A 26,171-nucleotide genomic window follows, 5' to 3' on the forward strand; every position below is an offset into this window, starting at 1 on the left:
GACCGCCCGGAGCCAGGACTTCTCCGGCCGGCGGCCGGCGGTCAGGACTTCACCGAGCGGTAGTAGCGGCGTGCGCCCTCGTGGAGTTCCAGCGGGTCGGTGTAGATCGCCGTGCGCAGGTCCACGAGCTGCGCGGCGTGAACCTTCCGGCCGATCCGGTCCCGGCTGTCGATCACCGTCCGGGTGACCCGCTCGGCGAGCGCCGGGTCGACCCGGTCCGTGGTCACCAGCAGATTGGCCACGGCGACCGTCTTCACCGGCTTTCCGTCCTGGATCTGCGGATACGCGTCGGCGGGCATGACCGCCGCCCGATAGTGGCGCGTCGCGGAGCTCTCGTCCTGGAGCGCGCCGATCAGATCGCCCAGCGGGACCAGCCGGACGTCGACGGTCTCGGCGAGTGCGGACACCGCCCCGGTCGGCAGCCCGCCGGACCAGAAGAAGGCGTCGATCTTCCCCTGCCGCAGTAGGTCGGGCATCGTGTCGATTCCCACCCGCACCGGCTCGATCCCGGTGTCCGGGTCGATGCCGGCCGCTTTCAGCAGGCGTCCCGCTATGAGGCTGACACCGGAGCCGGGCTGGCCGACGGCCACGCGCTTGCCGCGCAGGTCCGACGCCTTGTGCACCGGGGAATCACGCGGCACGACCAGCTGCATGTAGTCGTCGTACAGGCGGGCGCAGGCCTGCAGCCGGTTCGCGCCCGCCCCGCCGCGGGCGAGGTGGTCGGCGACGGCGTCGGCCGTGGCGATGGTGAATCCGGCTTCTCCGGACACCAGGCGCTCGATGTTCTGCACCGAGCCCTCGCTCCGCTGCAGACGTACGTCGACCCCCGGCAGGTCTTTGTGGAGGCTGTTCCTGAGGAGTTTGCCGTAGCGCTCGTACACGCCGGTGTGGACACCCGTGGTGAACGACACCGTGCCCTGCGGCGCCGGATTGCTCCCGCCCGGCTGCCACCACAGCAGCAGGGCGAGCACGACCGCGGCAGCGACGGCGGCCCGGACGAGCCGTGATCGGCCGGCGAAACGGGTGAGTGCCGGTTGCATGCGCCGAATCCTGCCAAACGGCGCCCCGGACGGCCAGAGGCGGCCGCCCGGCACCGGGAAGCCGGTCAGGAACGCGGGGATCCGGGCTCGTCGCGCTCGGCCGCTTTCGCCTGCTTCTGCTCCTTGATCCGCACCGCTTCCTTGCGAACCTCGGCCTGGGTGGCGCGTTCCCGCACCAGCCACTCGGGGGACTCGTCCTTCAACGCCTCGATCTGCTCCGTGGTGAGCGCCTCGGTGACCCCACCGCGCGCCAGACCCGAGATGGAGACGCCGAGCTTCGCCGCAACCACCGGCCGGGGATGCGGACCGTTGCGGCGGAGCTCCTGCAGCCACTCCGGCGGATCGGCCTGCAGCGCGTTCAGGGTGTCGCGCGTGACGGGGCCCTCCCGGAATTCCGCGGGGGTGGCCTCGAGGTACACACCCAGCTTCTTCGCCGCGGTCGCGGGCTTCATCGTCTGGGTGTTCTGCTGCGCTGTCATGGCGTCCAGGGTAACGAGCGCGTGCGACGGCTCCGACCACGGCCGGTAACCTGGCCCGCGTGACAGGCTCGCAAGCACCCCCCGCGTTCCGGCTCGCCTACGTCCCGGGCGTGACCCCCGCCAAGTGGGTGCGGATCTGGAACGAGCGACTGCCCGACGTCCCCCTGCAGCTCCTCACGGTGACCGCCGCCGAAGCACCGGCCATGCTCCGCCGTCGTGAAGCGGACGCCGGATTCGTGCGGCTGCCCATCGACCGGACGGACCTCAGCGCCATCCCCCTCTACACGGAGACCTCGGTCGTCGTGGTCCCGAAGGACCACGTGGTGGCCGCCGTCGACGAGGTGTCCGCCGAGGATCTGGCCGACGAGGTGGTTTTCCATCCCCTCGACGACACCCTCGACTGGGAGCGTCCGCCGGGCCGGCCCGCGATCGAGCGGCCCGCCACGACCACGGACGCCGTCGAACTGGTGGCCGCGGGGGTGGGCCTGCTCGTCGTCCCGCAGTCGCTCGCCCGCCTGCACCACCGCCGCGACCTCACGTACCGGCCGGTGACCGACGTGCCGCAGTCGCGGGTGGCGCTGTCGTGGCCCGAGGACGAGACCACCGACCTGGTCGAGGATTTCATCGGCATCGTCCGCGGCCGGACCGTGAACAGTTCCCGTGGACGCCGGCCGGCCCCGGCTTCGAAGCAGACGAAGGACCAGCCGAAGGAAGCCGCCGGCACCGCGCGACGTAAGCCGCAGCCGGGCAGGCCGTCCGGCAAGAACTCCCGGGGCACACGGCGTGGCAGGCCCCGCCGCCGCTCGTAGCCGCTGGGAGGCACGGCGTGCGCCGTCACGGTCGCCGGCCGCGCGGACCGGACCGGCCCGCGCGGCCGGGGTGCCCGGCGCCAGCCCTTACCCTGGTCGGGTGAGCGGAAACGACGTGGCTGGTGGAGCGGTGGACGGTTCGAAGACGTACGAGGTGCGCACCTACGGGTGCCAGATGAACGTCCACGACTCCGAGCGGCTCTCCGGTCTGCTGGAGAACGCCGGGTATGTCCGTGCGCCCGAGGGGACCGCCGAGGGCGAGGCCGACATCGTCGTCTTCAACACCTGCGCGGTACGGGAGAACGCCGACAACCGGCTGTACGGCAACCTCGGCCGGCTCGCCCCGATGAAGGCGAAGCGCCCCGGGATGCAGATCGCCGTCGGCGGCTGCCTCGCCCAGAAGGACCGGGACACCATCGTCAGGAGGGCTCCGTGGGTGGATGTCGTCTTCGGCACCCACAACATCGGCAGTCTCCCCGTTCTCCTCGAACGCGCCCGCGTACAGGAGGAGGCGCAGGTGGAGATCGCCGAGTCCCTCGAGGCGTTCCCCTCCACGCTGCCCACCCGCCGCGAGTCCGCCTACGCGGCCTGGGTCTCCATCTCGGTCGGCTGCAACAACACCTGTACCTTCTGCATCGTCCCGGCGCTGCGCGGCAAGGAGAAGGACCGCCGGCCCGGCGACATCCTGGCCGAGGTCGAGGCGCTCGTCGCCGAGGGCGTCACGGAGATCACCCTGCTCGGGCAGAACGTCAACGCCTACGGCTCGGACATCGGTGACCGCGAGGCGTTCAGCAAGCTGCTGCGGGCCTGCGGGAGGATCGAGGGTCTGGAGCGGGTCCGGTTCACCTCGCCGCACCCGCGCGACTTCACCGACGACGTGATCGCCGCGATGGCAGAGACGCCGAACGTCATGCCGCAGCTGCACATGCCGCTGCAGTCCGGTTCGGACACCGTGCTGAAGGCCATGCGTCGCTCCTACCGGCAGGACCGCTTCCTCGGAATCATCGAGAAGGTCCGGGCCGCCATGCCGGACGCCGCCATCTCCACCGACATCATCGTGGGCTTCCCCGGCGAGACCGAGGAGGACTTCGAGCAGACGCTGCACGTCGTCCGCGAGGCACGCTTCGCGCAGGCCTTCACCTTCCAGTACTCCAAGCGCCCCGGCACCCCGGCCGCCGAGATGGACGACCAGATCCCCAAGAAGGTCGTCCAGGCCCGTTACGAGCGGCTGGTCGCACTCCAGGAGGAGATCTCCTGGGAGGAGAACAAGAAGCAGGTCGGCCGCACGCTCGACGTGCTCGTCGCCGAGGGTGAGGGCCGCAAGGACGACGCCACGCAGCGCCTGTCCGGCCGGGCCCCCGACAACCGGCTGGTGCACTTCACCAAGCCCGAGGAGCCGGTGCGCCCCGGCGACGTGGTCACCGTGGAGATCAGCTACGCGGCCCCGCACCACCTGCTCGCGGAGGGACCGTCGAAGGGAGTGCGCCGCACCGGCGCGGGCGACGCCTGGGAGAAGCGCAACGCCGCACCGCCTGCCCCGACGGGCGTCATGCTGGGGCTGCCGGGCATCGGCGCCCCCGCCCCGGTCGCCGCCCCGGTCGCCGGCTGCGGCTGCGACTGACCCTGCGCGGCGGCTTGCTAGGGTTCCCGCCATGCTCGTCGCCGCCGCCGTGTGTCCCTGCCCCCCGCTGCTCGTGCCCGCGGTGGCGGCCGGTGCGGCCGGTGAACTCGAGGCCCTGCGAACCGCCTGCGGGGACGCCCTCGAGGTGCTCGCGCAGGCGCGGCCCGACCGGCTGGTGGTCGTGGGACCGCGCACCGCTGCCACCGATCCGGGCGGTGCGGGGGACCCCGAAAATCTTTCGCAGGGCACGCGCGGCTCGTTCCGCGACGTCGGCGTCGACCTCGACGTCCGACTCGGGGACGCCCAGGGCGCAGCGTCCGAGAGGAAGCTGCCGCCGTCCCTGGCGGTCGCGGCCTGGCTCCTGGAGGCCGCCGGCTGGTCGGCGGCCCCGGTGGAGGGGCTCGCCGTGGACGAGCACCTCGGCCGCGACCGCTGCGCCGAGGCCGGCCGGAAGTGCGTCCGCGGGCCCGCGCGGGTAGCCCTGCTGATCATGGGGGACGGCAGCGCCTGCCGGAACCTGAAGGCGCCGGGCTACCTCGACGAACGTGCCGCCGGCTTCGACGCACGAGCCGCACAGGCCCTCGGGTCGGCCGACACCGGTGCGCTGCTCGCGCTCGACGAGGGACTCGCCCGGGAACTCCTGGTGGCGGGCCGCGCCCCCTGGCAGGTCCTCGCCGGGGCCGGCGAGGGCACCGGGCTGAACGGCAAGCTTCTCCACGACGCAGCCCCGTACGGCGTCGGCTACTTCACGGCCGTCTGGAGCTGAAGAGCGGCCCGGGCCGGAGATCCGATCCGTGCTCCCGGCGCGTTGGAGATCGGGCCCGCCGGTTTGCGAGACTGTGGCGGTGAACAGCAACGAGTCCGCTCCGCGGGTCATCGCCGTCGTCGGGCCGACCGCGGCCGGGAAGTCCGATCTCGGCGTCGCCCTCGCCCGGCACCTCGGCGGTGAGGTCGTCAACGCCGACTCCATGCAGCTCTACCGGGGTATGGACATCGGAACGGCGAAACTGACGCCCGGGGAGCGCCGGGGAGTTCCGCACCGGCTGCTCGACATCTGGGACGTGACGGTCGCCGCCAGCGTCGCCGAGTACCAGCGGCTGGCCCGCGCCGAGATCGACCGCCTGCTCGCCGAGGGCCGCACACCGGTCCTCGTCGGAGGGTCCGGACTGTACGTCCGGGGGGCCATCGACGCCCTCGAGTTCCCCGGAACCGACCCGCAGGTACGCGCCCGCCTCGAAGCCGAACTCGAGGAACACGGCCCCGGGCGGCTGCACAGCCGTCTTGCCCGGGAGGACCCGCAGGCCGCCGCGGCCATCCTGCCCGGCAACGGCAGGCGCATCGTCCGGGCACTCGAGGTCATCGAGATCACCGGCAGGCCGTTCACCGCCAACCTTCCGGGACACGAGGCCGTGTACGAGACCCTGCAGATCGGGGTGGACGTGGCGCGTCCCGAACTCGACGTGCGCATCACCGAGCGGGTCGACCGGATGTGGGAGGCCGGGCTCGTCGACGAGGTCCGCGGCCTCGAGGCCGTCGGGCTGCGGGAGGGCCGCACCGCGTCCCGTGCCCTCGGATACCAGCAGGTGCTCGGATTCCTCGCGGGAGTGTGCACGGAGAGCGAGGCGCGAGCCGAGACAGTCCGTGCCACCAAGCGCTTCGCGCGCCGTCAGGATTCGTGGTTCCGCCGTGATCCGCGGGTGCACTGGCTCAGCGGTGACGCGGACCGCAGAGCGGACCTCCTCGGGCAGACTCTGTCGTTGCTCGAACGAGCGGTCACAGCCTGATCACGTCATGGCATCGGGACGCTCCAGGCACCGTCCGGCCTTCCGCAGGCGTGTCATCATCGTGCTCGATCACCGACGTGGGGTCCGAGTTGGGAGGGCACGTGGCGATGGAGGCCGGCCCTCGAGACGGACGTCAGCCGCTGGACGGCCCTGCGCGCCGGCTGAGCCCCGACGGTCCGGGCACCGAGGCCGACTCCGCCGACCCGGACGCCGTGGACGGTGAGTCCTTCCGGGAGCTGCGTCCACCGCGACGGTTCAAGGTCTGGCAGCTTGCGCCGATCGTCGGCCTGGCCGCCCTGGGCTCCCTGATGTTCGCCTTCCCGCTCGCTTTCGAGTTCGGCGAGGGCGGCGCGATCGTCGCCATGCTGGGCCTGCTCATCAGCGGCTGCGCCGCAGGCTGGGCCCTGATGGCCGCCCGCCGCGTCGGCTACACCTGGCCCGGCCTGCCCGCGCACGGCTCCGGCGGGAGCCCCGCCTGGCGGGTGGTCGTCGGCTACACCGTGCTGGTGGGCGTCATCGCGGCCCTGGCCGTCTGGCGGGTCGCCCACCTGCGCTGAGCGCCCCGTACGATCGAGGAGTGAGCACCGAGCGCATTCCCTTTCTCAAGGGCCACGGCACGGAGAACGACTTCGTCATCGTTCCCGACCCCGGCAACACCTTCGACATCCCGGCTTCCCTCGTCGCCCGCCTGTGCGACCGGCGGGCCGGTCTCGGCGGGGACGGCCTGCTGCACGTCGTGCGTTCCGCGGCGCACCCGGAGGCCGCGCACATGGCCGACGCCGCCGAATGGTTCATGGACTACCGCAACAGCGACGGCAGCATCGCCGAGATGTGCGGCAACGGCGTGCGCGTCTTCGCCCGCTACCTCCAGCGCGCCGGTCACGTGACCACCGGGGATCTCGCCGTCGCGACACGGGCGGGCGTGCGGCTCGTCCACATCGCGAAGGACACCGACGCCGGTGCGGGGTCCGGTCCCGTGACGGTCGGGATGGGCAGGGCAGAGCTCCCCGACGTCGAGGTCGCCGTGAGCGTCGGCGACCGCAGTTGGCCGGCACACAACGTCGGCATGGGCAACCCGCACGCGGTGGTGTTCGTCGATGACCTGGACGACGCGGGCCGTCTGCTCGACGCACCCGGCGTCCGGCCCTCCACTGCCTACCCGGAGGGCGTCAACGTCGAGTTCGTCGTCGACCTGGGGTCGCGGCATGTGGCCATGCGCGTTCACGAGCGCGGTTCGGGCGAGACCCGGTCCTGCGGAACCGGGGCCTGTGCGGTCATGGTCGCTGCCGCCCGGCGGGACGGCGCCGACCCGTCACGGCTCGGCCACCCGGTCACCTACACCGTGGACGTGCCCGGCGGGCGGCTCGTCATCTCGGAACGCCCTGACGGCGGTATCGAGATGAGCGGTCCCGCCGTCATCGTGGCCGAAGGGACCATCGACCTCGCGGCGTTCGCAACCACCGCCGAGCTCGGGGCCACCGGCTGAACCGATCCCTCGATCGGGTGATCGGCGGCGCTCTCGCCAGGAGCCGGGGAACCGCGCGTGGTGAGGTCGATAGCATCAACCACCGGCCAGGAACCCGACCCGCAGCAGATGGCTCCGCCGGTCGACCCCGCCGGAGGCGCCCGTGAGTACAGAGGCCCCCAACCCTGGTTCGCTCAGCCGCAGACGCGGTCTTCCCCGCCTCGATCTGCGCCGCATCGGCCGCGCCGCGCTGCTCGCACCCTCCAGGGACCGGCTGCCCGACGCGATCGACCACGTCGCGAAGGTGCACCGCTCGCACCACCCGCGCGCCGATCTGGACGCCCTGCGTCGCGCCTACCTGCTGGCGGAGTCCTCCCACCGGGGCCAGATGCGCAAGAGCGGCGAGCCGTACATCACGCATCCGCTGGCGGTCACCCTGATCCTGGCCGAACTGGGCGCCGAGACCACCACCCTGACGGCGTCTTTGCTGCACGACACAGTCGAGGACACCCATGTGACGCTGGCGCAGGTCCGCGCGGAGTTCGGTGACGAGGTCGGCTACCTCGTCGACGGTGTCACCAAGCTGGAGAAGGTCGACTACGGGGCCGCCGCCGAACCCGAGACGTTCCGCAAGATGCTCGTGGCCACCGGCAACGACGTCCGGGTGATGTCCATCAAGCTGGCCGACCGGCTGCACAACATGCGGACCCTCGGCGTCATGCGTCCCGAGAAGCAGGCCCGGATCGCGAACGTGACCCGGGACGTGCTGATCCCGCTGGCCGAGCGACTCGGCGTGCAGGCGATCAAGACGGAACTCGAGGACCTGGTCTTCGCGATCCTCCACCCCGACGAGTACGCCCGCACCCGGGACCTCGTCGTCGGGCAGGCGGCCCGCACCGACCCTCTCGTCGTCATGGCCGAAGGGGTGGACGCCCTGCTCCGCGAGGCCGGCATCGCGGCCGAAGTCCTCGTGCGGCCACGCCACTTGGTCTCCGTCCACCGGGTCCGGCTCAAACGCGGTGAGCTCGGCGGCACCGACTTCGGACGGATTCTCGTACTGGTCACCGAGGACGCCGACTGCTACGCCGTGCTCGGCGAGCTGCACACCTGCCACACCCCGATCGTCTCCGAGTTCAAGGACTTCATCGCCGCCCCGAAGTTCAACCTGTACCAGTCCTTGCACACCGCGATCGCCGAACGCCCCGGGGGCGAGGTCGCCGAGGTGCTCATCCGTACCCACCGCATGCACCGGGTCGCCGAGACCGGCGTCATCGCCCTCGGGAACCCCTGGGTCGCGCCGGGGGACGCCGGCGACACCGCGGAGGCCCCGGACGGCGAGCGCGCGGACCCGACCCGGCCCGGCTGGCTGTCCCGCCTGCTCACATGGCAGGAGTCGGCGCCCGACCCCGACACGTTCTGGACCTCCCTGCGGCACGACCTCGCCCAGGACGCCGAAGTCACCGTCTTCTCCGCGGACGGCCAGGCGCTCGGGCTGCCCGCCGGAGCCAGCTGTGTGGACGCGGCGTACGCCCTGCACGGCGAGAAGGCGCACGCCTGCATCGGCATCCGCGTCAACGGTCGCCTCGCCACCCTCGGCACGGTGCTGCGCGACGGCGACTCGGTGCAGGTGCTCATGGCGCCGGACGGAGCCGCCCGCCCGTCCCCGGAGTGGCTCGGCACAGCCCGTACCGCCGCTGCCCGGATCGCCATTCAGAGGTGGCTCGCCGCCCACCCATCGGCCGAGGCGGCCACGAGCGCGCCCGAGGCCGGCCGTTCCGGCTCGCCGGCTGCCGCCCGGTCCGCAGCGGTGCCCGGGGACGGGAAAGCCGCATCGCAGGTTCCGGCCGTCGCCGACGAGCCCGGGTCCGAGGTCCGTCTGGCGGGCTGCTGCACCCCGGTTCCCCCGGACGCCGTGACCGGCTTCGCGGTCCGCGGAGGGGCGGTCACCGTCCACCGGGCGCAGTGCGCCTCCGTGGCCCGGATGGCGAAGGCGGGCCACCGGAAGGTCGGGGTGCGCTGGCAGCACGGCGACGAGGGCCCGTCGCCCGACTGCCGGGTCACTCTCGTGGCGGAGGCATTCTGCCGGGCGCGGCTGCTGGTCGATCTCACCGAGGCCATCGCGCAGGAGGGGGCGGCCATCGTCGCCGCGGACGTCGAGCCGCCCCGGGAGCAGCGGGTCCGCCACACCTACACCCTGCGGCTGCCCGATCCCGCCGGGCTGCCCGGCCTCATGCGCGCCATGCAGAAGGTGGCCGGGGTCTACGACGTGAGCCGGTCCGCTGCGCAGCCGGCCCGCCGTCCGTCCCGCCGCTGAGTCCGACGTCGCTTTCCCCCCGGGCGCCCGTGCCGCCGGGGGAAACCGGATGACGGCCGGACCGCGGCGTGCGACCATTTTGGTATCGGCGCCACCGGCCGCCCCGGGAATCCTCCGGACCGGCCGTGCGTTGTAGCCGACGAGGATTTCCGACGACCTAAGGATCAAATGACCCCCTCTTCCTCTCCCACCCAGGACACTCAGCGCTTTTCGGAAGGCCTGCGGGCCGATGCCCTGATGGAGGAGGACGTCGCCTGGGGCATGGAGATCGACGGGGAGCGTGACGGCCACCAGCACGACCGCTCCGACCGGGCTGCGCTCCGCCGCGTCGCGGGACTTTCCACCGAACTCGAGGACATCACCGAGGTCGAGTACCGGCAGCTGCGCCTGGAGCGCGTTGTGCTGGTGGGTGTGTGGACCTCGGGCACTGCAGACGACGCCGAGAACTCGCTGGCGGAGCTGGCGGCCCTCGCCGAGACGGCGGGTGCGCTCGTGCTCGACGGCGTGATCCAGCGTCGCGACAAGCCGGACCCGGCGACGTACATCGGTTCCGGCAAGGCCGAGGAACTGCGCGACATCGTGCTCGAGACCGGAGCCGACACCGTGGTCTGCGACGGCGAGCTCACCCCCGGCCAGCTCATCCATCTCGAGGACGTCGTCAAGGTCAAGGTGGTCGACCGGACCGCCCTGATCCTCGACATCTTCGCCCAGCACGCCAAGTCCCGCGAGGGCAAGGCGCAGGTCTCGCTGGCCCAGATGCAGTACATGCTGCCGAGGCTGCGCGGCTGGGGCCAGTCGCTCTCTCGGCAGATGGGTGGCGGTGGCTCCGGTTCGGCGGGCGGCGGTATGGCCACCCGTGGTCCCGGGGAGACCAAGATCGAAACGGACCGGCGCCGGATCCGCGAAAAGATGGCCAAGATGCGCCGCGAGATCGCGGAGATGAAGACCGGCCGTGACCTCAAGCGGCAGGAGCGGCGGCGCAACAAGGTGCCGTCGGTCGCGATCGCCGGCTACACCAACGCGGGTAAGTCGTCGCTGCTCAACCGGCTGACCGGTGCGGGCGTGCTGGTGGAGAACGCCCTGTTCGCCACCCTCGACCCGACCGTGCGCCGGGCGGAGACGCCCAGTGGGCGGCTCTACACGCTCGCGGACACCGTCGGATTCGTCCGGCACCTGCCGCACCACCTCGTGGAGGCGTTCCGTTCCACGATGGAGGAGGTCGGCGAGTCCGATCTCATCCTGCACGTGGTCGACGGGGCCCACCCGGCTCCCGAGGAGCAGCTGGCGGCCGTCCGCGAGGTCATCCGTGAGGTCGGCGCGGTGGACGTCCCGGAGATCGTCGTGATCAACAAGGCCGATGCGGCGGATCCGCTGGTCCTCCAGCGGCTGTTGCGGGTCGAGAAGCGTGCCCTCGCGGTGTCGGCCCGCACCGGTCGCGGCATCGACGAGCTCCTTGCGATCATCGACGACGAACTGCCGCGTCCGCGGGTCGAGATCGAGGCGCTGGTGCCGTACACCGAGGGCAGGTTGGTGTCCCGCACGCACGCGGACGGTGAGGTGCTCTCCGAGGAGCACACCGGGAACGGCACCCTCCTGAAGGCCCGGGTGCACGAGGAGCTGGCCGCGGAACTCCAGCCCTACGCCCTGGCGGTCACCCGCTGACCGCAGCGTCTTTGCTCCGACGGCGACGGCCGCCCCACCCGGTGGGGCGGCCGTCGCCGTCCGGTCTCCGGGTCAGCGTCCCGCGAATTTCCTGCTGACGCCCAGGTATACGGCCTTCGCTTCGCTGCCCAGGTGCGGGCCCGCCAGCCAGCCGCCACCGACCGGGCCGATGGAGGTGTTCGAGACGAGGGCGGGTTTCCCGTCGCTTCCAGCGGTGAACCAGCCGCCGCCCGACGAGCCGCCGGTCATGGTGCAGCCGATGCGGTACATCGTCGGCTTGGACGCGGCGAGCGAGAGCCGGCCGGCCCGGTCGTTGCAGGAGAACATCTTGGTGCCGTCGTACGGCGGAGCAGCCGGGTACCCCCAGGCCCGGAGCGGTGCCGGACGCCTCACCTGCGGTGCGTTGAAGTCGACCGGCATGGCCGTTCCGACCGTCTCCTCGAGGGACTTGCCGGCGCCGCCCCTCTCGGGCTTCACGTGCAGTACGGCGAAGTCGTACGGGGCGCCGCTGCCGCCCGTGGACGCGCCCTCGGCCAGCCACTGCCGCGAGGTGGCGGCTCCGTCCGCCCACCAGACGCCGTACGGTGCAACCTTCTCGCGGGGAGTGCTCCGCAACCGGTCGGCCGCGAGGGCGCTGTCGTTGAACGAGGGGACGAAGACGAGGTTGCGGTACCAGCCCCCCGACTTCCCCGCGTGCACGCAGTGGCCCGCGGTCCACACCATGTTGGACCTGCCCGGGTTCGCGGGGTCCTTCACCACGGTCGCCGAGCAGACCATGGAGCCCTTGGGACTGTCGAAGAAGACCTTGCCGACAGCGGGGGAGCTGCGGTGGTACGGAGCGGCAACCGCCTGCGCCGGTACGGCCTTCGGCTCGGGGTCGGTGACGCCCTGGTCGTCCGGGACATCGTCGGGGACTGTCTTCTGCGGGTCCCGTGCGTCCTTCATCCGGCCGGGCTTCCAGAGATCCTTGATGATCGGGTTGATGAAGTCGCCGGCCTCGCGCAGCCAGTCCTGGCGGTCCCAGTTCTTCCACTCGCCGTTGCGCCACTTGTCGGGGTCGAAGCCCCGCTCCTTGAGCCGTTCCTTGAGATCGTCAGGCAGCTTGAGACCGCCTCCGTGTCCGTCCTCTCCGGCAGAAGCAGGCGGCGACGGCACATCGCTCGCGCTGTCGTCCGTGGGACCGCAACCGGTCACCGTCAACGCGAGCACGGCGGTCAGTGCCGCTGCGGCGCGTGCTGCCCTTCCTGAGGCTGGCATGGATGGAACTCCCCCTGTATTCGGATTGTCATGTACTCCCGGCCGGGAGGACAGAGTCACTATGCCGGTGCAGAGGGGGACGGGCCGATCCGGGGCCACGGTTCCCCTTCGTGACGATCTGCTCTCTGCCCGTGATCCGCCGCCCCAACCGTCGTTGGTACCCAGGGAGAAGAGGCGATCAGCAGCGCAGGAGGACCGACAGCCGTGGCCCTGACCGAGCCCGAGCCGGTGGTGTTCAGCTCGTCGGACGCAACCGGGGGCAGGAAGCCGCGACACCGTCCGGCGCCGGAGTCCGCGGCCCGTACCCATGCCCGCTCGTTGCCGGTCGTCCCGGTCCGGGCCCGGGGCATGACGATCGAGGACGCCACCGGCCGACGGTATCTCGACTGCCTGTCCGGCGGCGGCACGCTGGCCCTCGGACACAACCACCCTGTGGTTCTGGAAGCCATCCGCTCGGTACTGCACTCCGGTGCCTGCAGCCGTACCGGCGGCTCGGCCGCTGCGGTCAGGAGCCGCTTCGTCGCCGAACTCGCGCGCCTGCTGCCGCCCGGCCTCGACGACGCCGCCCGGATCCGCATCTGCGGCCCCGCCGAAGGGGATGCGCTCGCTGCCGCCGTTCGTCTGGTGCGGGAGGCGACCGGACGCCGCACCGTGGCCGCGTTCACCGGATCCCGCGAGGGCGAGACGGCCCCGGACTCCGGTGAGGCACGGCCCGACCTGCTGCCCCACCCGTCCGACTACCGCTGCCCGTTCGGGGTCGGTGGCCGCCGCGGCTGGGAGCTGTGCCTGCGCCGGGCCGACCACGTCCTCGGCCGGACCGGGACGGAGCCGCCCGCCGCTGTGCTGGTCGAACCGGTGCAGGGCGAGCACGGCGGGGTCGTCCCGGCCCCCGACGGGTGGCTGCGGGGGCTCCGCACTCTCACCTCCGAGCGGAACATTCCGTTGATCGCCGACGAGTCGCAGACCGGCGTGGGACGGACCGGTGCCCTCTGGGCCGTGGGGCACAGCGGCATCGCCCCCGATGTGATGATCCTTTCCGGAACGATCGGCGGGAGCCTCCCGCTGGCGGTTCTCGCGCACCGTGAGGAACTGGCCTGCGGCCGCCCCGGTCCGGGGCCGGACGCCCACCGGGGCAATCAACTGGCCATGGCTGCGGGGGCGGCCACCCTCTCGTACGTCGCCGGCAGCGGGCTCTGCGAACGGGCGGCGCTCCTCGGCGAGCGGATGCTCCGGCGGCTGCGCGAGCTGGCTCTGCACCATCCCTTCATCGGTGACGTGCGCGGCCGGGGGTTGATGCTCGGCGCCGAACTGGTCGCCCCGGTCCGCCCGCCGCGCTCGGACGACGCCGTGGTCGGGCGGCATCCGCGGCCCGCAGTCCCGGCCGCAGATACGGCCGTCGCGGTGCGGCGCGCATGTCTGCGCCGCGGCCTGATCGTCGGGATCGGCGGCCGTGACGCGAACGTGGTGTGCCTCCTGCCCCCGTTGACGATCACCGATGAACAGGCGGAATCCGTGCTGGACCGGCTGAGTGAGGCCGTCGCGGCCGTGGAGCGGGCCGGTGACCGGTCCGCGGTGTGAGCGGAAGGCGTGTCCCACGATCGCCTGTCGCTGCCCGGCCGGCCGGCGATGTCGGTGACGCCCCGTAGGCTGAAGACGCTATGACGAAGCCCTCTCTCCCCGATCTGCTGCACGCCGCCGTGACCGCCGTTGGCGGCAGCGAGCGCCCCGGCCAGGTCGCCATGGCCGAGACCGTCGCCGAGGTCATCGACAACGGATCCCACCTGCTCGTCCAGGCCGGCACCGGCACCGGCAAGTCCCTGGGCTATCTCGTGCCCGCGCTGGCCCACGGGACCGGGGGGCCTCCCGCCAAGGGCGGGGGGAGGGTCGTGGTGGCCACGGCCACGCTCGCGCTCCAGCGTCAGCTGGTGGAACGCGACCTGCCCCGCACGGTCGACGCCCTGCAGCCGCTGCTGCGCCGCCGCCCCGAGTTCGCCATGCTCAAGGGGCGTTCGAACTACCTGTGCCTGCACCGCCTTCACGAAGGCGTCCCGCAGGACGAGGAGGACGGCCTCTTCGACCAGTTCGAGGCCGCCGCACCGACCAGCCGGCTGGGCAAGGACCTGCTCAGGATGCGCGACTGGGCGGACGAGACCGAGACGGGCGACCGCGACGCCCTGACCCCCGGGGTCTCGGACCGCGCCTGGGCTCAGGTCTCGGTCTCCTCCCGCGAATGCCTCGGCGCCTCCAAGTGCGCCTACGGCGCGGAGTGTTTCGCCGAGGCCGCCCGGGAGCGGGCGAAGCTGGCCGAGGTCGTCGTCACCAATCACGCCCTGCTGGCCATCGATGCGATCGAGGGTGCGCCCGTCCTGCCCGAGCACGAGGTCCTGGTCGTCGACGAGGCCCACGAGCTCGTCTCGCGCGTGACCGGCGTCGCCACCGGCGAGCTCACGCCCGCCTCCGTCAATCGGGCGGTGCGCCGGGCCGCCAAGCTGGTGAACGAGAAGGCCGCGGACGCCCTTCAGACGGCCGCCGAGACCTTCGAACGGCTCATGGAACTGGTTATGCCGGGGCGGATCGAGGAGATGCCGGAGGACATGGGCTACGCGCTCATGGCTCTGCGCGACGCCGCCCGTACGGTGATCACCGCCCTCGGCAACACCCGCGACCAGTCGGTGCAGGACGAGGACGCCGTGCGCAAGCAGGCCCGTGCCTCGATCGAGAACATCCACGCCGTCGCCGAACGCCTGGCGAACGGCTCCGAGTACGACGTCGTCTGGGCCGAACGCCACGACCGGTACGGCGCTTCGCTGCGCGTTGCGCCCCTGTCGGTCTCCGGTCTCCTCCGGGAGAAGCTGTTCTCGGACCGGTCCGTCGTACTCACGTCGGCCACGCTGAAACTCGGGGGCGGCTTCGACGGGGTCGCCGCGTCCCTCGGCCTGTCCCCGGAGGGGGCCGAGGGAGAGGACGTGCCGGTGTGGAAGGGGCTCGATGTCGGTTCGCCGTTCGACTACGGCAAGCAGGGCATCCTCTATGTGGCCCGGCACCTGATGCAGCCGGGCCGGGAGGGCAGTCGCGACGACATGCTGGACGAGCTGACCGATCTCGTCGAGGCCGCCGGTGGCCGGACGCTCGGACTGTTCTCGTCGATGCGGGCGGCTCAGGCCGCGGCAGAGGCGCTGCGGGAGCGGACCGACGCGCCCATCCTGCTGCAGGGCGAGGAGACCCTGGGCGAGCTCATCCGGGCCTTCGCGGAGGATGCCCGCACCTGTCTGTTCGGCACGCTGTCGCTGTGGCAGGGCGTCGATGTCCCCGGCCCCAGTTGCCAGTTGGTGGTGATGGACCGGATTCCGTTCCCGCGCCCGGACGACCCCCTGATGAGCGCTCGGCAGAAGGACGTCGAGCAGCGGGGCGGCAACGGATTCATGGCCGTGGCGGCCACCCACGCGGCACTGCTCATGGCTCAGGGAGCAGGGCGGCTGGTCCGCGCGTCGGGTGACCGGGGCGTGGTCGCCGTCCTGGATCCCCGTATCGCCACGGCCCGGTACGGCGGGTTCCTGCGTGCCTCGATGCCCGGCTTCTGGTACACCACGGACCGCAATCAGGTGCGTCGCTCGCTGGCGGCGATCGACGCGGCGGCAGGGAGCGGGGCCTGACGGGCCGCCCCCGCGGTGGGCCCGTCAGGCCGGCCCGTCAGGCCTCCGCGGTCTGTGCCCCTCGGGGGACGCGGCAGCAGTGGGCCCCGGAACCGGCGCAGGGGTTCCGGGGCCCGGTCACGAGAGCGGTGCGTCAGATCCGCCGGAGCACCGCCACCACCTTTCCCAGGATGGTCGCGTCGTCACCGGGGATGGGCTGGTAGGCCGCATTGTGCGGCAGCAGCCACACGTGTCCTTCTTCGCGCTTGAAGCGCTTCACGGTGGCCTCTCCGTCGAGCATGGCGGCCACGATGTCGCCGTTCTCGGCGACCGGCTGGCGGCGGACGGTCACCCAGTCCCCGTCGCAGATGGCCGCCTCCACCATGGAGTCACCCACTACCTTCAGGACGAACAGCTCTCCGTCGCCCACGAGTTGACGCGGCAGCGGGAACACGTCCTCGACCGATTCCTCGGCGAGGATCGGTCCACCGGCGGCGATCCGGCCGACCAGGGGGACATACGAGGCAGCGGGCTTGCCGGTGGTGTCGGCCGGCTGCGCCGCGGGGCCGTCCGAGCCGCGGACCTCGTAGGCCCGGGGCCGGTGCGGGTCCCGGCGCAGGAAGCCCTTGCGCTCCAGCGCCATCAGCTGGTGGGCCACGGACGAGGTGCTCGACAGCCCCACCGCCTGGCCGATCTCGCGCATGGACGGCGGGTAGCCGCGGCGTTGCACGGAGTCGCGGATGACCTCGATGACGCGCCGCTGCCGGTCCGTGAGGCCGGAGCTGTCGGCCCTGATCCCCGGTGGCCTGCCGGGCAGCGAGCGCGCGGGCTTCTGCGCCTCCGCGTTCATGCCCGCGTCCGGCTGCGCCGCGCCGGTGTGGTCGAAGCCGTGCCGGGTGCGGTCCTGGGCGGCGATGGCGGCGCTGTCTGCGGTAGTGGTCACGTCGGCCCCTCTCGAGATGTTCTCCCTAACTGGACAACGGTAGTTGCTTTCGAAAGGTTGCGCCAAACACACGTTCGAGTGAAAATTCAAGAAGAGATGGGTCGGGCCGAGTGCTCGGGTGTATAGGCGGGGTCGACCGGTTCGACCGGTGGCCCCCGGGTCCCGCTCCTCGTTGCATCGCGCCGGGGGTCCGCAGGTGGTGCTCCGGAGGTGCTTGCCGCTCGCCGGTCGGGCGCCCGGGCCCGCGGCTCCCGAAGTGTCTCGCGTACGCTCCGGGGCGTCGGCGCACCCGCGACACGCGTTCCATCGGGGCGCGTTGCGGGCACCAGATCTTGTGGTTGAGTGTGGTTCGGTCACCCACAAGTTGTGGTGCCCGGTCTTTTGCAGCTTCCGGGATCGCCTATGCTTGTGGCTACTTCGGAGGCCCACGCCGGGCGGTCCGAGGTCGTGCAGCAGCGCTGCGCCACAAGACGGATTCGAGGGGCTTGGAGGGTGGACACTCATGCACTGCCCCTTCTGCAGGCACCCGGACAGTCGCGTCGTCGACAGCCGGACCACGGACGACGGGACCTCGATCCGCAGGCGCCGTCAGTGCCCCGACTGCACCCGGCGATTCACCACGGTGGAGACCGCCTCGCTGATGGTGGTCAAGCGCAGTGGCGTCACCGAGCCCTTCAGCCGTGACAAGGTCATCTCCGGGGTGCGCAAGGCGTGCCAGGGCCGGCCGGTCACCGAGGATGCGCTCGCCAAGCTGGGTCAGCAGGTGGAGGAGGCGGTACGCGCCACCGGCAGCGCCGAGCTGACCACCCACGATGTCGGGCTGGCCATACTCGGTCCGCTCCAGGAGCTGGATCTGGTCGCGTACCTGCGCTTCGCGTCCGTTTACCGGGCGTTCGAATCGATCGAGGACTTCGAAGCCGCTGTCGCAGAACTGCGCGACCAGCGGCCTCCGGCCGGCGCGGGCGAGGCGGACGACTGCCGCTGTGCGACCGCAGCGCCCGCCGGCATCCAGACGGAACCCCGCGCCGCCGACTGAGCGGCTGCCGGTGCAGGCCTGCCCGGAGCGCCCCGCGTGCTCAGGGAGTCAGACACACACCGTGCCACGGGAAGAACCGGGCACATCAGGGCGTTTTGCCCGTACAGGGAGGCGGAATGACAGAGACGACGAGCGGCCCGGCACGGGGCTCCCGCGCCAAGGGCGGCAAGGCGAACAAGGGGCTCCGGATCGAGCGCATCCACACCACCCCCGGCGTGCACCCGTACGACGAGGTGACCTGGGAGCGCCGTGACGTCGTCATGACCAACTGGCGCGACGGCTCGATCAACTTCGAGCAGCGCGGCGTCGAGTTCCCCGACTTCTGGTCGGTGAACGCGGTCAATATCGTCACGAGCAAGTACTTCCGCGGTGCGGTCGGCTCGCCCGACCGCGAGTCGAGCCTGAAGCAGCTGATCGACCGGGTGGCCAGGACCTACCGCAAGGCGGGCGAGGACAACGGCTACTTCGCCTCCCCCGCGGACGCCGAGATCTTCGAGCACGAACTCACGTACGCCGTGCTCCACCAGATCTTCAGCTTCAACTCGCCGGTGTGGTTCAACGTCGGCACGAAGCAGCCGCAGCAGGTCTCGGCCTGTTTCATCCTGTCCGTCGACGACTCCATGGAGTCGATCCTCGACTGGTACAAGGAAGAAGGGATGATCTTCAAGGGAGGCTCCGGCGCCGGTCTGAACCTCTCCCGGATCCGCTCCTCCAAAGAACTGCTGTCCTCCGGCGGCAACGCCTCCGGTCCGGTCTCCTTCATGCGCGGCGCCGACGCGTCCGCCGGCACGATCAAGTCGGGCGGAGCGACCCGGCGCGCGGCCAAGATGGTCGTGCTCGACGTCGATCACCCCGACGTCGAAGCCTTCATCGACACCAAGGTGAAGGAGGAGGAGAAGGTCCGCGCGCTGCGCGACGCCGGCTTCGACATGGACCTGGGCGGAGACGACATCACGTCCGTCCAGTACCAGAACGCCAACAACTCGGTCCGCGTGAACGACGAGTTCATGAAGGCCGTGGAGTCGGGCTCGAAGTTCGGCCTCCGCGCCCGCATGACCGGCGAGATCATCGAGGAGACCGACGCCAAGGCGCTCTTCCGCAAGATGGCCGAGGCCGCATGGGCCTGCGCCGACCCCGGCATCCAGTACGACGACACCATCAACCACTGGCACACGTCGCCGGAGACCGGCCGCATCACCGCGTCCAACCCGTGCAGTGAGTACATGCACCTGGACAACTCCTCGTGCAACCTCGCCTCGCTGAACCTGATGAAGTTCCTGAAGGCCGACGACGAGGGCAACCAGTCCTTCGACGCCGCGCGCTTCGCCCAGGTCGTCGAGCTCGTCATCACCGCGATGGACATCTCCATCTGCTTCGCGGACTTTCCGACCGAGAAGATCGGGGAGACCACCCGCGCCTTCCGTCAGCTCGGCATCGGCTACGCCAACCTCGGCGCGCTGCTGATGGCCACGGGGCATGCCTACGACTCGGACGGCGGCCGCGCCCTGGCCGGAAGCATCACCTCGCTGATGACCGGCACCTCGTACAAGCGCTCCGCCGAGCTCGCCGCGGTGGTGGGGCCGTACGACGGCTTCGCCCGCAACGCGGATGCCCACAAGCGGGTCATGAAGCAGCACGCCGACGCCAACGCCGAGGCGACCCGCATGGACGACCTGGACACCCCGGTCTGGGCCGCCGCGACCGAGGCGTGGCAGGACGTCGTCCGGCTCGGCGAGAAGAGCGGCTTCCGCAACGCCCAGGCGTCGGTGCTGGCCCCGACCGGCACCATCGGCCTGATGATGGACTGCGACACCACGGGCGTCGAGCCGGACCTGGCGCTCGTGAAGTTCAAGAAGCTGGTCGGCGGCGGCTCCATGCAGATCGTGAACAACACGGTCCCGAAGGCGCTGAAGCGGCTGGGGTACCAGCAGGAGCAGGTCGAGGCGATCGTCGCCCACATCGCGGAGAAGGGCAACGTCATCGACGCGCCCGGACTGCGCCCCGAGCACTACGAGGTGTTCGACTGCGCCATGGGCGAGCGCTCCATCTCACCGATGGGCCATGTCCGCATGATGGCCGCAGCTCAGCCGTTCCTGTCCGGTGCGATCTCCAAGACCGTCAACGTCCCCGAGGCCGCAACCGTCGAGGAGATCGAGGAGGTCTACTTCCAGGGCTGGAAGCTCGGCCTGAAGGCTCTCGCGATCTACCGCGACAACTGCAAGGTCGGTCAGCCCCTCTCGACCAAGAAGTGGGAGGAGAAGGGCAAGGAAGCCGCTGCCCCCGTGGCGGAGAAAGTCGTCGAGTACCGTCCGGTGCGCCGTCGGCTGCCGAAGGGCCGGCCCGGGATCACCACCTCGTTCACCGTCGGCGGCGCCGAGGGCTACATGACGGCGAACTCCTACCCGGACGACGGTCTGGGCGAGGTCTTCCTGAAGATGTCCAAGCAGGGTTCGACCCTCGCGGGCATGATGGACGCCTTCTCCATCGCCGTCTCGGTGGGGCTGCAGTACGGCGTCCCGCTGGAGACCTACGTCTCGAAGTTCACCAACATGCGCTTCGAGCCGGCGGGCATGACGGACGACCCGGACGTGCGGATGGCGCAGTCGATCGTCGACTACATCTTCCGCCGCCTGGCGCTGGACTTCCTGCCGTTCGAGACCCGCTCGGCCCTCGGCATCCACTCGGCCGAGGAGCGCCAGCGCCACCTCGAGACCGGTTCGTACGAGCCGTCCGAGGACGAGGTGGACGTCGAGGGGCTTGCACAGTCCGCTCCGCGCCGCGTGGACACCTCCGCCGCGCAGCCGTCGAAGGCGGAGGAGTCGGCACCGCAGAAGCAGGCGCACAGCTCCACCGAACTGGTGGAGATGCAGCTCGGACTGAACGCCGATGCTCCCCTGTGCTTCTCCTGCGGCACCAAGATGCGCCGGGCGGGCAGTTGCTACCTGTGCGAGGGCTGCGGCTCGACCAGCGGCTGCAGCTGACGGTCGTCTGAGCGCGGGAAGGGGACCGGCCGGGTGACGGCCGGTCCCCTTCCCGCGTGCCGGCGGGACGCAGCGTTGGCCGGGAAGCCCCGTACGGAACGCTCCGGAGCCGTACGATGGCGCGGTGCTGGTCAAGTGGATGCGCTGCACGGTCGTCGACCGCCGCGGTTTCGAGCGCGGGCAGCGGAAGTGGGCGGGACTGCTCGGTGAACCGGGCTTCCGCGGGCAGGGCGGTGGCTGGAGCCGCAGCCGGCCGGGCGTGGTGCATCAGTTCGCGTTCTGGGAGAGCCGGGCCTTCTACGACTCGTTCATGGCGCGCTCCCACAACCGGCTTGCGGCGTCGCAGGCCGGCACGTACAAGGACCTCCGCACCCGCCTCTTCGAGCGCAAGTTCGACGTCAAAGTGGGGTTCCAGCCCCGTTTCCACGACACGGATGTCGCGCGGGTCGCCCACTGCCGGGTCCGTGAGGAGCGGGCCGAGCACTTCAGCCTCATGCAGGAGAAGGTCTGGAACCCCGCAATGGCCGGATCCCCGGGCATGCTGCGCGGTGTGTTCGGCGAGGCGCCCGGCAGCGAGTTCCTGGTGCTCTCGCTCTGGGACTCCCGTGCCGAGCACGGCAAGTACCGCTCCGAGAGGGTCGAGCGGCTGGCGATGCGGGCCCAACTCGAGGCCGATGTCTCCGCCATAGCGGGTGACGTCGTCGATCTCGAGCCTGCCTGGACGGTCTGAGCAGCAGGACGACCGGCGCGGTCGGTGCCTGCCGCAGCCGGGCGCCGCGGGGGCGATGCGGGCCCCGGGGGCGTCTTGTGGATCTTGCGGAGTTCGCGTGTCCCGGCGTCGCACCCCGAGACCGTCGGTCGCGGTCGCCGACGCTCCGCGTCGACCCTCTCCTCCGCCTTGCGATCCACGGCGCCGGACCCTGTTCACCGAACCGGCCCGATCCACGGGAGACCCCCTACGCTGGCTGCATGGCCAGGCCGCGTCGCATCGTTCTCATCAGGCACGGCGAGTCGGAGGGAAACACCGACGACACCGTCTACGAGCGGGAGCCCGATCATGCGCTCCACCTGACCGAAGCCGGACGGAAGCAGGCGGTGGAGGCGGGTGTCAGACTGCAGAAGCTGTTCGGCGAGGAGAGGGTCAGCGCCTACATCTCCCCCTACCGCCGCACCCACCAGACCTTCGGCCTGCTGGGCCTCGACCCGTCACGCGTCCGCATACGGGAGGAGCCCCGGCTGCGGGAGCAGGACTGGGGCAACTGGCAGGACGCGGTCGAAGTGCGCCGGCAGAAGGTCTACCGCGACGCGTACGGGCACTTCTTCTACCGGTTCGCCCAGGGCGAATCCGGCGCCGACGTGTACGACCGGGTGGGGGCGTTCCTGGAGAGCCTGCACCGGAGCTTCCAGGCTCCGGACCATCCGCCCAACGTGCTGCTCGTCACCCACGGGCTCACGATGCGGCTGTTCTGCATGCGCTGGTTCCACTGGTCCGTCGCCGAGTTCGAATCGCTCTCCAACCCCGGCAACGGTGAGACCCGGGTGCTGATGCTCGGCGAGGACGGACGCTACGTCCTCGACCGGCCCTTCGAGCGCTGGTGCACGCCGGAGTCGTACGGGGCCACGGGTTAGGGTGCAGGGCGATGACCACCGCTGACACCGCCCACGAGCTGCGGCTCGAACGCGCCCTGGCCAGCCTCCGCGGGCTGGCCGTGGGGGATGCGCTCGGCTCCCGTTTCTCCGTGCCCGCGCACCACGCCGCTCTGCGCCGGCGCGAGCTGCCCGCCGGCCCCTGGCGGTGGACGGACGACACGGAGATGGCCTGTTCCGTCCTGGCGGTACTCGACGGGCACGGCCGGATCGACCAGGACGCCCTGGCCCGGTCCTTCGCCGAACGGCATGACGCCGCACGGGGCTACGGATCGGCGGTCGACCGGTTGCTGGAACAGGTCCGGGCCGGCGGCGACTGGCGAGTGCTGGCCTCGGCGCAGGGCAACGGCCACGGCTCCTGGGGCAACGGCGCGGCGATGCGCATCGCCCCCTTGGGCGCCTGGTACGCCGGCGACCCCGAACAGGCCACGCACCAGGCCGAGATCTCCGCCTACACCACCCATCAGCACCGGGAGGCCGTGGCCGGTGCCATGGCCGTCGCTGCTGCCTCGGCGATGGTCGCCGATCCTGCCGGGTGCCCGGGCCCGGACGCCCTGCTGGAAGCTGTCATCGCCCTGCTGCCGCGCAGTGCCGTGCAGGCCGGACTGCGCCGCGCGCTCGACATGCTCGACTACGGCGACGTCGGCACCGTAGCGGCCGTGCTGGGCTGCGGTCGCCGCAACACCGCACACGACACCGTGCCGTTCGTGCTCTGGTCCGCGGCCCGGAACCTCGGCGACTTCGCCGAGGCTTTCTGGACCACGGTCCGGGCGGGCGGGGACGTGGACACCACCTGCGCGATCGTGGGCGGCGTCGTTGCCGCGGCGACTGCCGGTGCCCCGCCGACGGAATGGGCCGAACGCACGGAGGCGTTTCCCGCCTGGACACCGGTCGCCGCGAGCTGATCCGTCCCGGAGGCTGTGTCACGGTCGTGATACGAAGGCGCGGTTTCCGGGCGGTCGGCGGAAGCCGCCCCTAAATTGTGCCGGATGCGCGGATGACGATCATGACGCGCACCGAGGCAACGGGGCTCGGGCGCTGAATTTCGCCCGCGGGCCCCGGTCGGAGGGGGCCCCGTGAAAGATGTGCAACCAGCAGTTCCGCAGCAGCCGGACCGCTCGGCCGGACCGGCCGAGCCGCAGCCGCCGGTCCACGGGGGTGCGGCTCGGGCCGGCGCGGTTCCGCCGCCCGGGCCGCCGCCGGATCCGGAGTGGCTGGTGACCGTCCGTCCGGACACGGCCGCAGCGGTCCCCGCCGCCTCGCTGTGGTGCGCACTGGCGGCGGCGATCCTGGGCGGGCTGCTCCTCACGGAGGGGCTGGGACTCAATCTGCTCGTCGTCGCGGCCCCCGTCGTTCTGGCGGCTGCCTTCGCAGCGCGTGACGCGGGTCGCCGGGTCCGCCCCTGGACACTGGTCTGGTCGGCCGGGGGAGCGGCTCTGCTCGCTGTCCCGTTCCTGCGCGACGCCGGCTGGCCGACGTTCCTGGCGCTCATGGCCGCGGTCGGAGCGGGCTCGCTCGCGCTGCACGGCAGCCGTACCTGGCGCGGCGCGTTCCTGGGGTCCGTCGGTGTGTTCGGAGCCGTGCCGCCGGGTCTGCGCTGGGCCTGGCACGGTGTGCGCGAACAGGCCGGCGACGTACGCGACCGGTGGTGGCCCGTGGTTCGCGGGGTGCTCGCCGCGGTGCTGCTGCTGACCGTCTTCGGCGCGCTGTTCGCCGGTGCTGACGCCGCCTTCGCCGACCTGCTCGCCGACATCCTGCCCGATCTGTCCCTGGAAAGCCTCCCGCTGCACGCCCTCTTCTTCGCCCTGGTCCTGGCCGCGGCGGTCGGCGCCGCGCGGGCGGCTGCCGCCCCGCTGAAGTGGGACCGGCTGGAGGGCAGCCGTGGGGCGCCCCGGGGCCGCCTCGAATGGGCGCTGCCGCTCCTCGTGCTGAACGGACTCTTCGCTGCCTTCATCTCCGTCCAACTCGCCGTCCTCTTCGGCGGCTACGACAAGGTCCTTGAGCACACCGGACTCACCTATGCGGAATACGCTCGGCAGGGATTCTGGCAACTGCTCGTCGTCACGCTGCTCACGCTGCTGGTGATCGCCCTCGCCCTTCGCTGGGCACCGCGGCACGGCGGCCGGGGCGACCTGGTGCTGGTGCGGTCGGTGCTCGGCGCGCTCTGTGTGCTGACGCTTGTCGTGGTCGCTTCCGCCCTGCGGCGCATGGACCTGTACGTCGACGCCTACGGACTGACCCGGCTGCGGGTCTCGGTGACCGCGATGGAGTTGTGGCTGGGGGCGGTCATCGTGCTGATCATGGCCGCCGGGGCGACCCGGGCACACTGGCTGCCGCGTGCGGTCGGCGCGAGCGCGGTCGCCGCGGTCCTCGCCTTCGGGCTGGTATCCCCGGACGGACTGGTGGCCGAGCAGAACGTCCGGCGTTACGCGACGACCGGGAAGCTCGACGTGGTCTACCTGCGTCAGCTCTCGGCGGACGCCGTCCCCGGCCTCGACGCCCTTCCGGAACCCGAGCGTTCCTGCGCACTGCGGGACATCGCGGAGGAACTCGCAGCGCAGGACACACCCTGGTACGCCACGAGTTTCGGGGAGTTCCGGGCCCGCCGCCTGCTGGACGAGCGCCCCGTCTCTCCGGGGGATCCGTGCGACAACGCGCGCGTCATCTCGCTGACGGAGTACTACTGACACCGGTGACAGAAGCCGGCCGGCGGTTGCGGGGATGACGGGACACCCTCCCGACTGCCGGTCGGCGGCCCGGGCGACGTACCCTGTCTGGCGCCATGCCGTACGAACCGCCTACTCACAGCGTCGAGCGATCGCTCCGCGCGACCACGGGTGCCAGAGTCGTCGCGGGCGTCGACGAAGTCGGCCGCGGCGCCTGGGCCGGACCGGTGACCGTGTGCGCCGCGATCACCGGGCTCCGCCGACCGCCCGCCGGGCTCACGGACTCCAAGCTCCTCGCCCCGAAACGCCGGGCCGAGCTGGCGGACGAGCTCGAGCAGTGGGGTGCCACCTACGCCCTCGGTCACTCCTCACCCGGGGAGATCGACGACCTGGGGATGACCGCCGCACTGCGGCTGGCCGCGTCCCGCGCGCTGGAGGCGCTCCCGGTCCGTCCGGAGGCGGTGATCCTGGACGGCAAGCACGACTATCTGGGCGCTCCCTGGCGGGTGCGTACGGTGATCAAGGGCGACCAGTCGTGCATCGCGGTCGCGGCGGCGTCGGTGATCGCCAAGGTGCGCCGGGACGCGATGATGGCCGAACTGGACGCCGAATGCGCCGCGTTCGCGTTCTCGGACAACGCCGGCTACCCGTCACCGGTGCACCGGGCCGCCCTCGAAGAACTCGGGCCGACCCGCCACCACAGGATGAGCTGGGCCTACCTGGACGCGATGCCGCGCTGGCAGCACCTCAAGAAGCAGCGGAGCCCGGTGGTTGCGCCGGCCCTGCAGTGCGGGGGGCAGCTCGGCTTCGATTTCTGAACGGCCGCGATCCCGGG

General features: G+C 71.5%; 21 protein-coding genes. 17 read left to right on the plus strand and 4 right to left on the minus strand.

Features of this window, described 5'->3' with window-relative positions; genetic code table 11:
- Positions 1–41: 41 nt before the first annotated feature.
- Both M1E25_RS15830 and M1E25_RS15835 read right to left on the minus strand, forming a co-directional pair.
- Positions 42–1,040 (minus strand): TAXI family TRAP transporter solute-binding subunit, encoded by a 999-nt coding sequence (locus M1E25_RS15830; protein ID WP_251415856.1) that lies wholly within the window; start codon positions 1,038–1,040, stop codon positions 42–44.
- 65 nt (positions 1,041–1,105) lie between these two features.
- Positions 1,106–1,519 (minus strand): DUF5997 family protein, encoded by a 414-nt coding sequence (locus M1E25_RS15835; protein WP_251415858.1) that lies wholly within the window; start codon positions 1,517–1,519, stop codon positions 1,106–1,108.
- A gap of 59 nt (positions 1,520–1,578) precedes the next feature.
- Between M1E25_RS15835 and M1E25_RS15840 the strand changes: the two genes are divergently transcribed.
- From M1E25_RS15840 to hflX, 8 genes are all read left to right on the plus strand, one after another.
- Positions 1,579–2,328 (plus strand): LysR substrate-binding domain-containing protein, encoded by a 750-nt coding sequence (locus M1E25_RS15840; RefSeq protein WP_251415860.1) that lies wholly within the window; start codon positions 1,579–1,581, stop codon positions 2,326–2,328.
- A gap of 100 nt (positions 2,329–2,428) precedes the next feature.
- The gene (gene miaB / locus M1E25_RS15845; RefSeq protein ID WP_308290434.1) at positions 2,429–3,949 is read left to right on the plus strand and encodes a tRNA (N6-isopentenyl adenosine(37)-C2)-methylthiotransferase MiaB; all 1,521 of its coding nucleotides are present in this window, start codon (positions 2,429–2,431) and stop codon (positions 3,947–3,949) included.
- A gap of 31 nt (positions 3,950–3,980) precedes the next feature.
- Positions 3,981–4,715: a class III extradiol dioxygenase subunit B-like domain-containing protein gene (locus tag M1E25_RS15850; protein WP_251415862.1), complete on the plus strand. Its 735-nt coding sequence runs from the start codon at positions 3,981–3,983 to the stop codon at positions 4,713–4,715.
- 79 nt (positions 4,716–4,794) lie between these two features.
- Complete coding sequence (gene miaA / locus M1E25_RS15855; protein ID WP_251415864.1) at positions 4,795–5,733, plus strand: tRNA (adenosine(37)-N6)-dimethylallyltransferase MiaA; 939 nt, start codon at positions 4,795–4,797, stop codon at positions 5,731–5,733.
- Between the two features lie 107 nt (positions 5,734–5,840).
- Positions 5,841–6,290, plus strand: a complete 450-nt coding sequence (locus tag M1E25_RS15860; protein WP_251416034.1) for a hypothetical protein — start codon at positions 5,841–5,843, stop codon at positions 6,288–6,290.
- A gap of 20 nt (positions 6,291–6,310) precedes the next feature.
- Entirely contained in the window at positions 6,311–7,219 is a 909-nt protein-coding gene (dapF, locus tag M1E25_RS15865; RefSeq protein ID WP_251415866.1) for a diaminopimelate epimerase, read from the plus strand.
- A gap of 142 nt (positions 7,220–7,361) precedes the next feature.
- Positions 7,362–9,512, plus strand: a complete 2,151-nt coding sequence (locus tag M1E25_RS15870) for a RelA/SpoT family protein (RefSeq protein ID WP_251415868.1) — start codon at positions 7,362–7,364, stop codon at positions 9,510–9,512.
- A gap of 168 nt (positions 9,513–9,680) precedes the next feature.
- Positions 9,681–11,174 carry a GTPase HflX gene (gene hflX / locus M1E25_RS15875; protein ID WP_251415870.1) on the plus strand — a complete coding sequence of 498 codons (1,494 nt, stop codon included), beginning with the start codon at positions 9,681–9,683 and terminating at the stop codon, positions 11,172–11,174.
- Between the two features lie 72 nt (positions 11,175–11,246).
- On the opposite strand, the gene M1E25_RS15880 is transcribed toward hflX, so the two are convergent.
- Positions 11,247–12,431, minus strand: a complete 1,185-nt coding sequence (locus M1E25_RS15880) for a trypsin-like serine peptidase (protein WP_251415872.1) — start codon at positions 12,429–12,431, stop codon at positions 11,247–11,249.
- Positions 12,432–12,635: 204 nt separating this feature from the next.
- On the opposite strand from M1E25_RS15880, the gene M1E25_RS15885 reads away from it, so the two are divergent.
- Positions 12,636–14,009, plus strand: coding sequence for an aminotransferase class III-fold pyridoxal phosphate-dependent enzyme (locus M1E25_RS15885; RefSeq protein WP_372500874.1), 1,374 nt, complete (start codon positions 12,636–12,638; stop codon positions 14,007–14,009).
- 80 nt (positions 14,010–14,089) lie between these two features.
- Positions 14,090–16,084, plus strand: coding sequence for an ATP-dependent DNA helicase (locus tag M1E25_RS15890; protein WP_251415875.1), 1,995 nt, complete (start codon positions 14,090–14,092; stop codon positions 16,082–16,084).
- A 133-nt stretch (positions 16,085–16,217) separates the two neighbouring features.
- Here the strand turns inward: M1E25_RS15890 and lexA are convergent, their stop codons facing one another.
- A complete protein-coding gene (gene lexA / locus M1E25_RS15895; RefSeq protein WP_251415877.1) occupies positions 16,218–17,006 on the minus strand; it encodes a transcriptional repressor LexA in 789 nt (262 codons plus the stop codon).
- A 502-nt stretch (positions 17,007–17,508) separates the two neighbouring features.
- Here lexA and nrdR point away from each other — a divergent pair.
- The 7 genes from nrdR to rnhB all read left to right on the plus strand — a co-directional run bounded on the left by nrdR (position 17,509) and on the right by rnhB (position 26,154).
- Complete coding sequence (gene nrdR / locus M1E25_RS15900) at positions 17,509–18,042, plus strand: transcriptional regulator NrdR (RefSeq protein ID WP_251415879.1); 534 nt, start codon at positions 17,509–17,511, stop codon at positions 18,040–18,042.
- 116 nt (positions 18,043–18,158) lie between these two features.
- Positions 18,159–21,023 carry a vitamin B12-dependent ribonucleotide reductase gene (locus tag M1E25_RS15905; RefSeq protein WP_251415881.1) on the plus strand — a complete coding sequence of 955 codons (2,865 nt, stop codon included), beginning with the start codon at positions 18,159–18,161 and terminating at the stop codon, positions 21,021–21,023.
- 124 nt (positions 21,024–21,147) lie between these two features.
- Entirely contained in the window at positions 21,148–21,753 is a 606-nt protein-coding gene (locus tag M1E25_RS15910; RefSeq protein WP_251415883.1) for a YdbC family protein, read from the plus strand.
- 239 nt (positions 21,754–21,992) lie between these two features.
- On the plus strand, positions 21,993–22,652 hold the full coding sequence (locus M1E25_RS15915; protein WP_251415885.1) for a histidine phosphatase family protein: 660 nt from the start codon (positions 21,993–21,995) through the stop codon (positions 22,650–22,652).
- Positions 22,653–22,663: 11 nt separating this feature from the next.
- Entirely contained in the window at positions 22,664–23,575 is a 912-nt protein-coding gene (locus tag M1E25_RS15920) for an ADP-ribosylglycohydrolase family protein (protein ID WP_251415887.1), read from the plus strand.
- A gap of 312 nt (positions 23,576–23,887) precedes the next feature.
- On the plus strand, positions 23,888–25,357 hold the full coding sequence (locus M1E25_RS15925) for a DUF4153 domain-containing protein (RefSeq protein ID WP_308290435.1): 1,470 nt from the start codon (positions 23,888–23,890) through the stop codon (positions 25,355–25,357).
- A 95-nt stretch (positions 25,358–25,452) separates the two neighbouring features.
- On the plus strand, positions 25,453–26,154 hold the full coding sequence (rnhB, locus tag M1E25_RS15930; RefSeq protein WP_251415889.1) for a ribonuclease HII: 702 nt from the start codon (positions 25,453–25,455) through the stop codon (positions 26,152–26,154).
- Positions 26,155–26,171 lie beyond the last annotated feature (17 nt).

The sequence above is a fragment of the Streptomyces meridianus genome (assembly GCF_023703325.1).
Taxonomy (GTDB): domain Bacteria; phylum Actinomycetota; class Actinomycetes; order Streptomycetales; family Streptomycetaceae; genus Streptomyces; species Streptomyces meridianus.

What these genes read in the sequence shown, in the direction of transcription:
- M1E25_RS15830 (WP_251415856.1), bottom strand. Translation starts at nt 1,040, where the DNA reads ATGCAACCGGCACTCACCCGTTTCGCCGGCCGATCACGGCTCGTCCGG.
- M1E25_RS15835 (WP_251415858.1), bottom strand. Translation starts at nt 1,519, where the DNA reads ATGACAGCGCAGCAGAACACCCAGACGATGAAGCCCGCGACCGCGGCG.
- M1E25_RS15850 (WP_251415862.1), top strand. Translation starts at nt 3,981, where the DNA reads ATGCTCGTCGCCGCCGCCGTGTGTCCCTGCCCCCCGCTGCTCGTGCCC.
- M1E25_RS15860 (WP_251416034.1), top strand. Translation starts at nt 5,841, where the DNA reads ATGGAGGCCGGCCCTCGAGACGGACGTCAGCCGCTGGACGGCCCTGCG.
- hflX (WP_251415870.1), top strand. Translation starts at nt 9,681, where the DNA reads ATGACCCCCTCTTCCTCTCCCACCCAGGACACTCAGCGCTTTTCGGAA.
- M1E25_RS15880 (WP_251415872.1), bottom strand. Translation starts at nt 12,431, where the DNA reads ATGCCAGCCTCAGGAAGGGCAGCACGCGCCGCAGCGGCACTGACCGCC.
- M1E25_RS15890 (WP_251415875.1), top strand. Translation starts at nt 14,090, where the DNA reads ATGACGAAGCCCTCTCTCCCCGATCTGCTGCACGCCGCCGTGACCGCC.
- nrdR (WP_251415879.1), top strand. Translation starts at nt 17,509, where the DNA reads ATGCACTGCCCCTTCTGCAGGCACCCGGACAGTCGCGTCGTCGACAGC.
- M1E25_RS15905 (WP_251415881.1), top strand. Translation starts at nt 18,159, where the DNA reads ATGACAGAGACGACGAGCGGCCCGGCACGGGGCTCCCGCGCCAAGGGC.
- M1E25_RS15915 (WP_251415885.1), top strand. Translation starts at nt 21,993, where the DNA reads ATGGCCAGGCCGCGTCGCATCGTTCTCATCAGGCACGGCGAGTCGGAG.
- M1E25_RS15920 (WP_251415887.1), top strand. Translation starts at nt 22,664, where the DNA reads ATGACCACCGCTGACACCGCCCACGAGCTGCGGCTCGAACGCGCCCTG.
- rnhB (WP_251415889.1), top strand. Translation starts at nt 25,453, where the DNA reads ATGCCGTACGAACCGCCTACTCACAGCGTCGAGCGATCGCTCCGCGCG.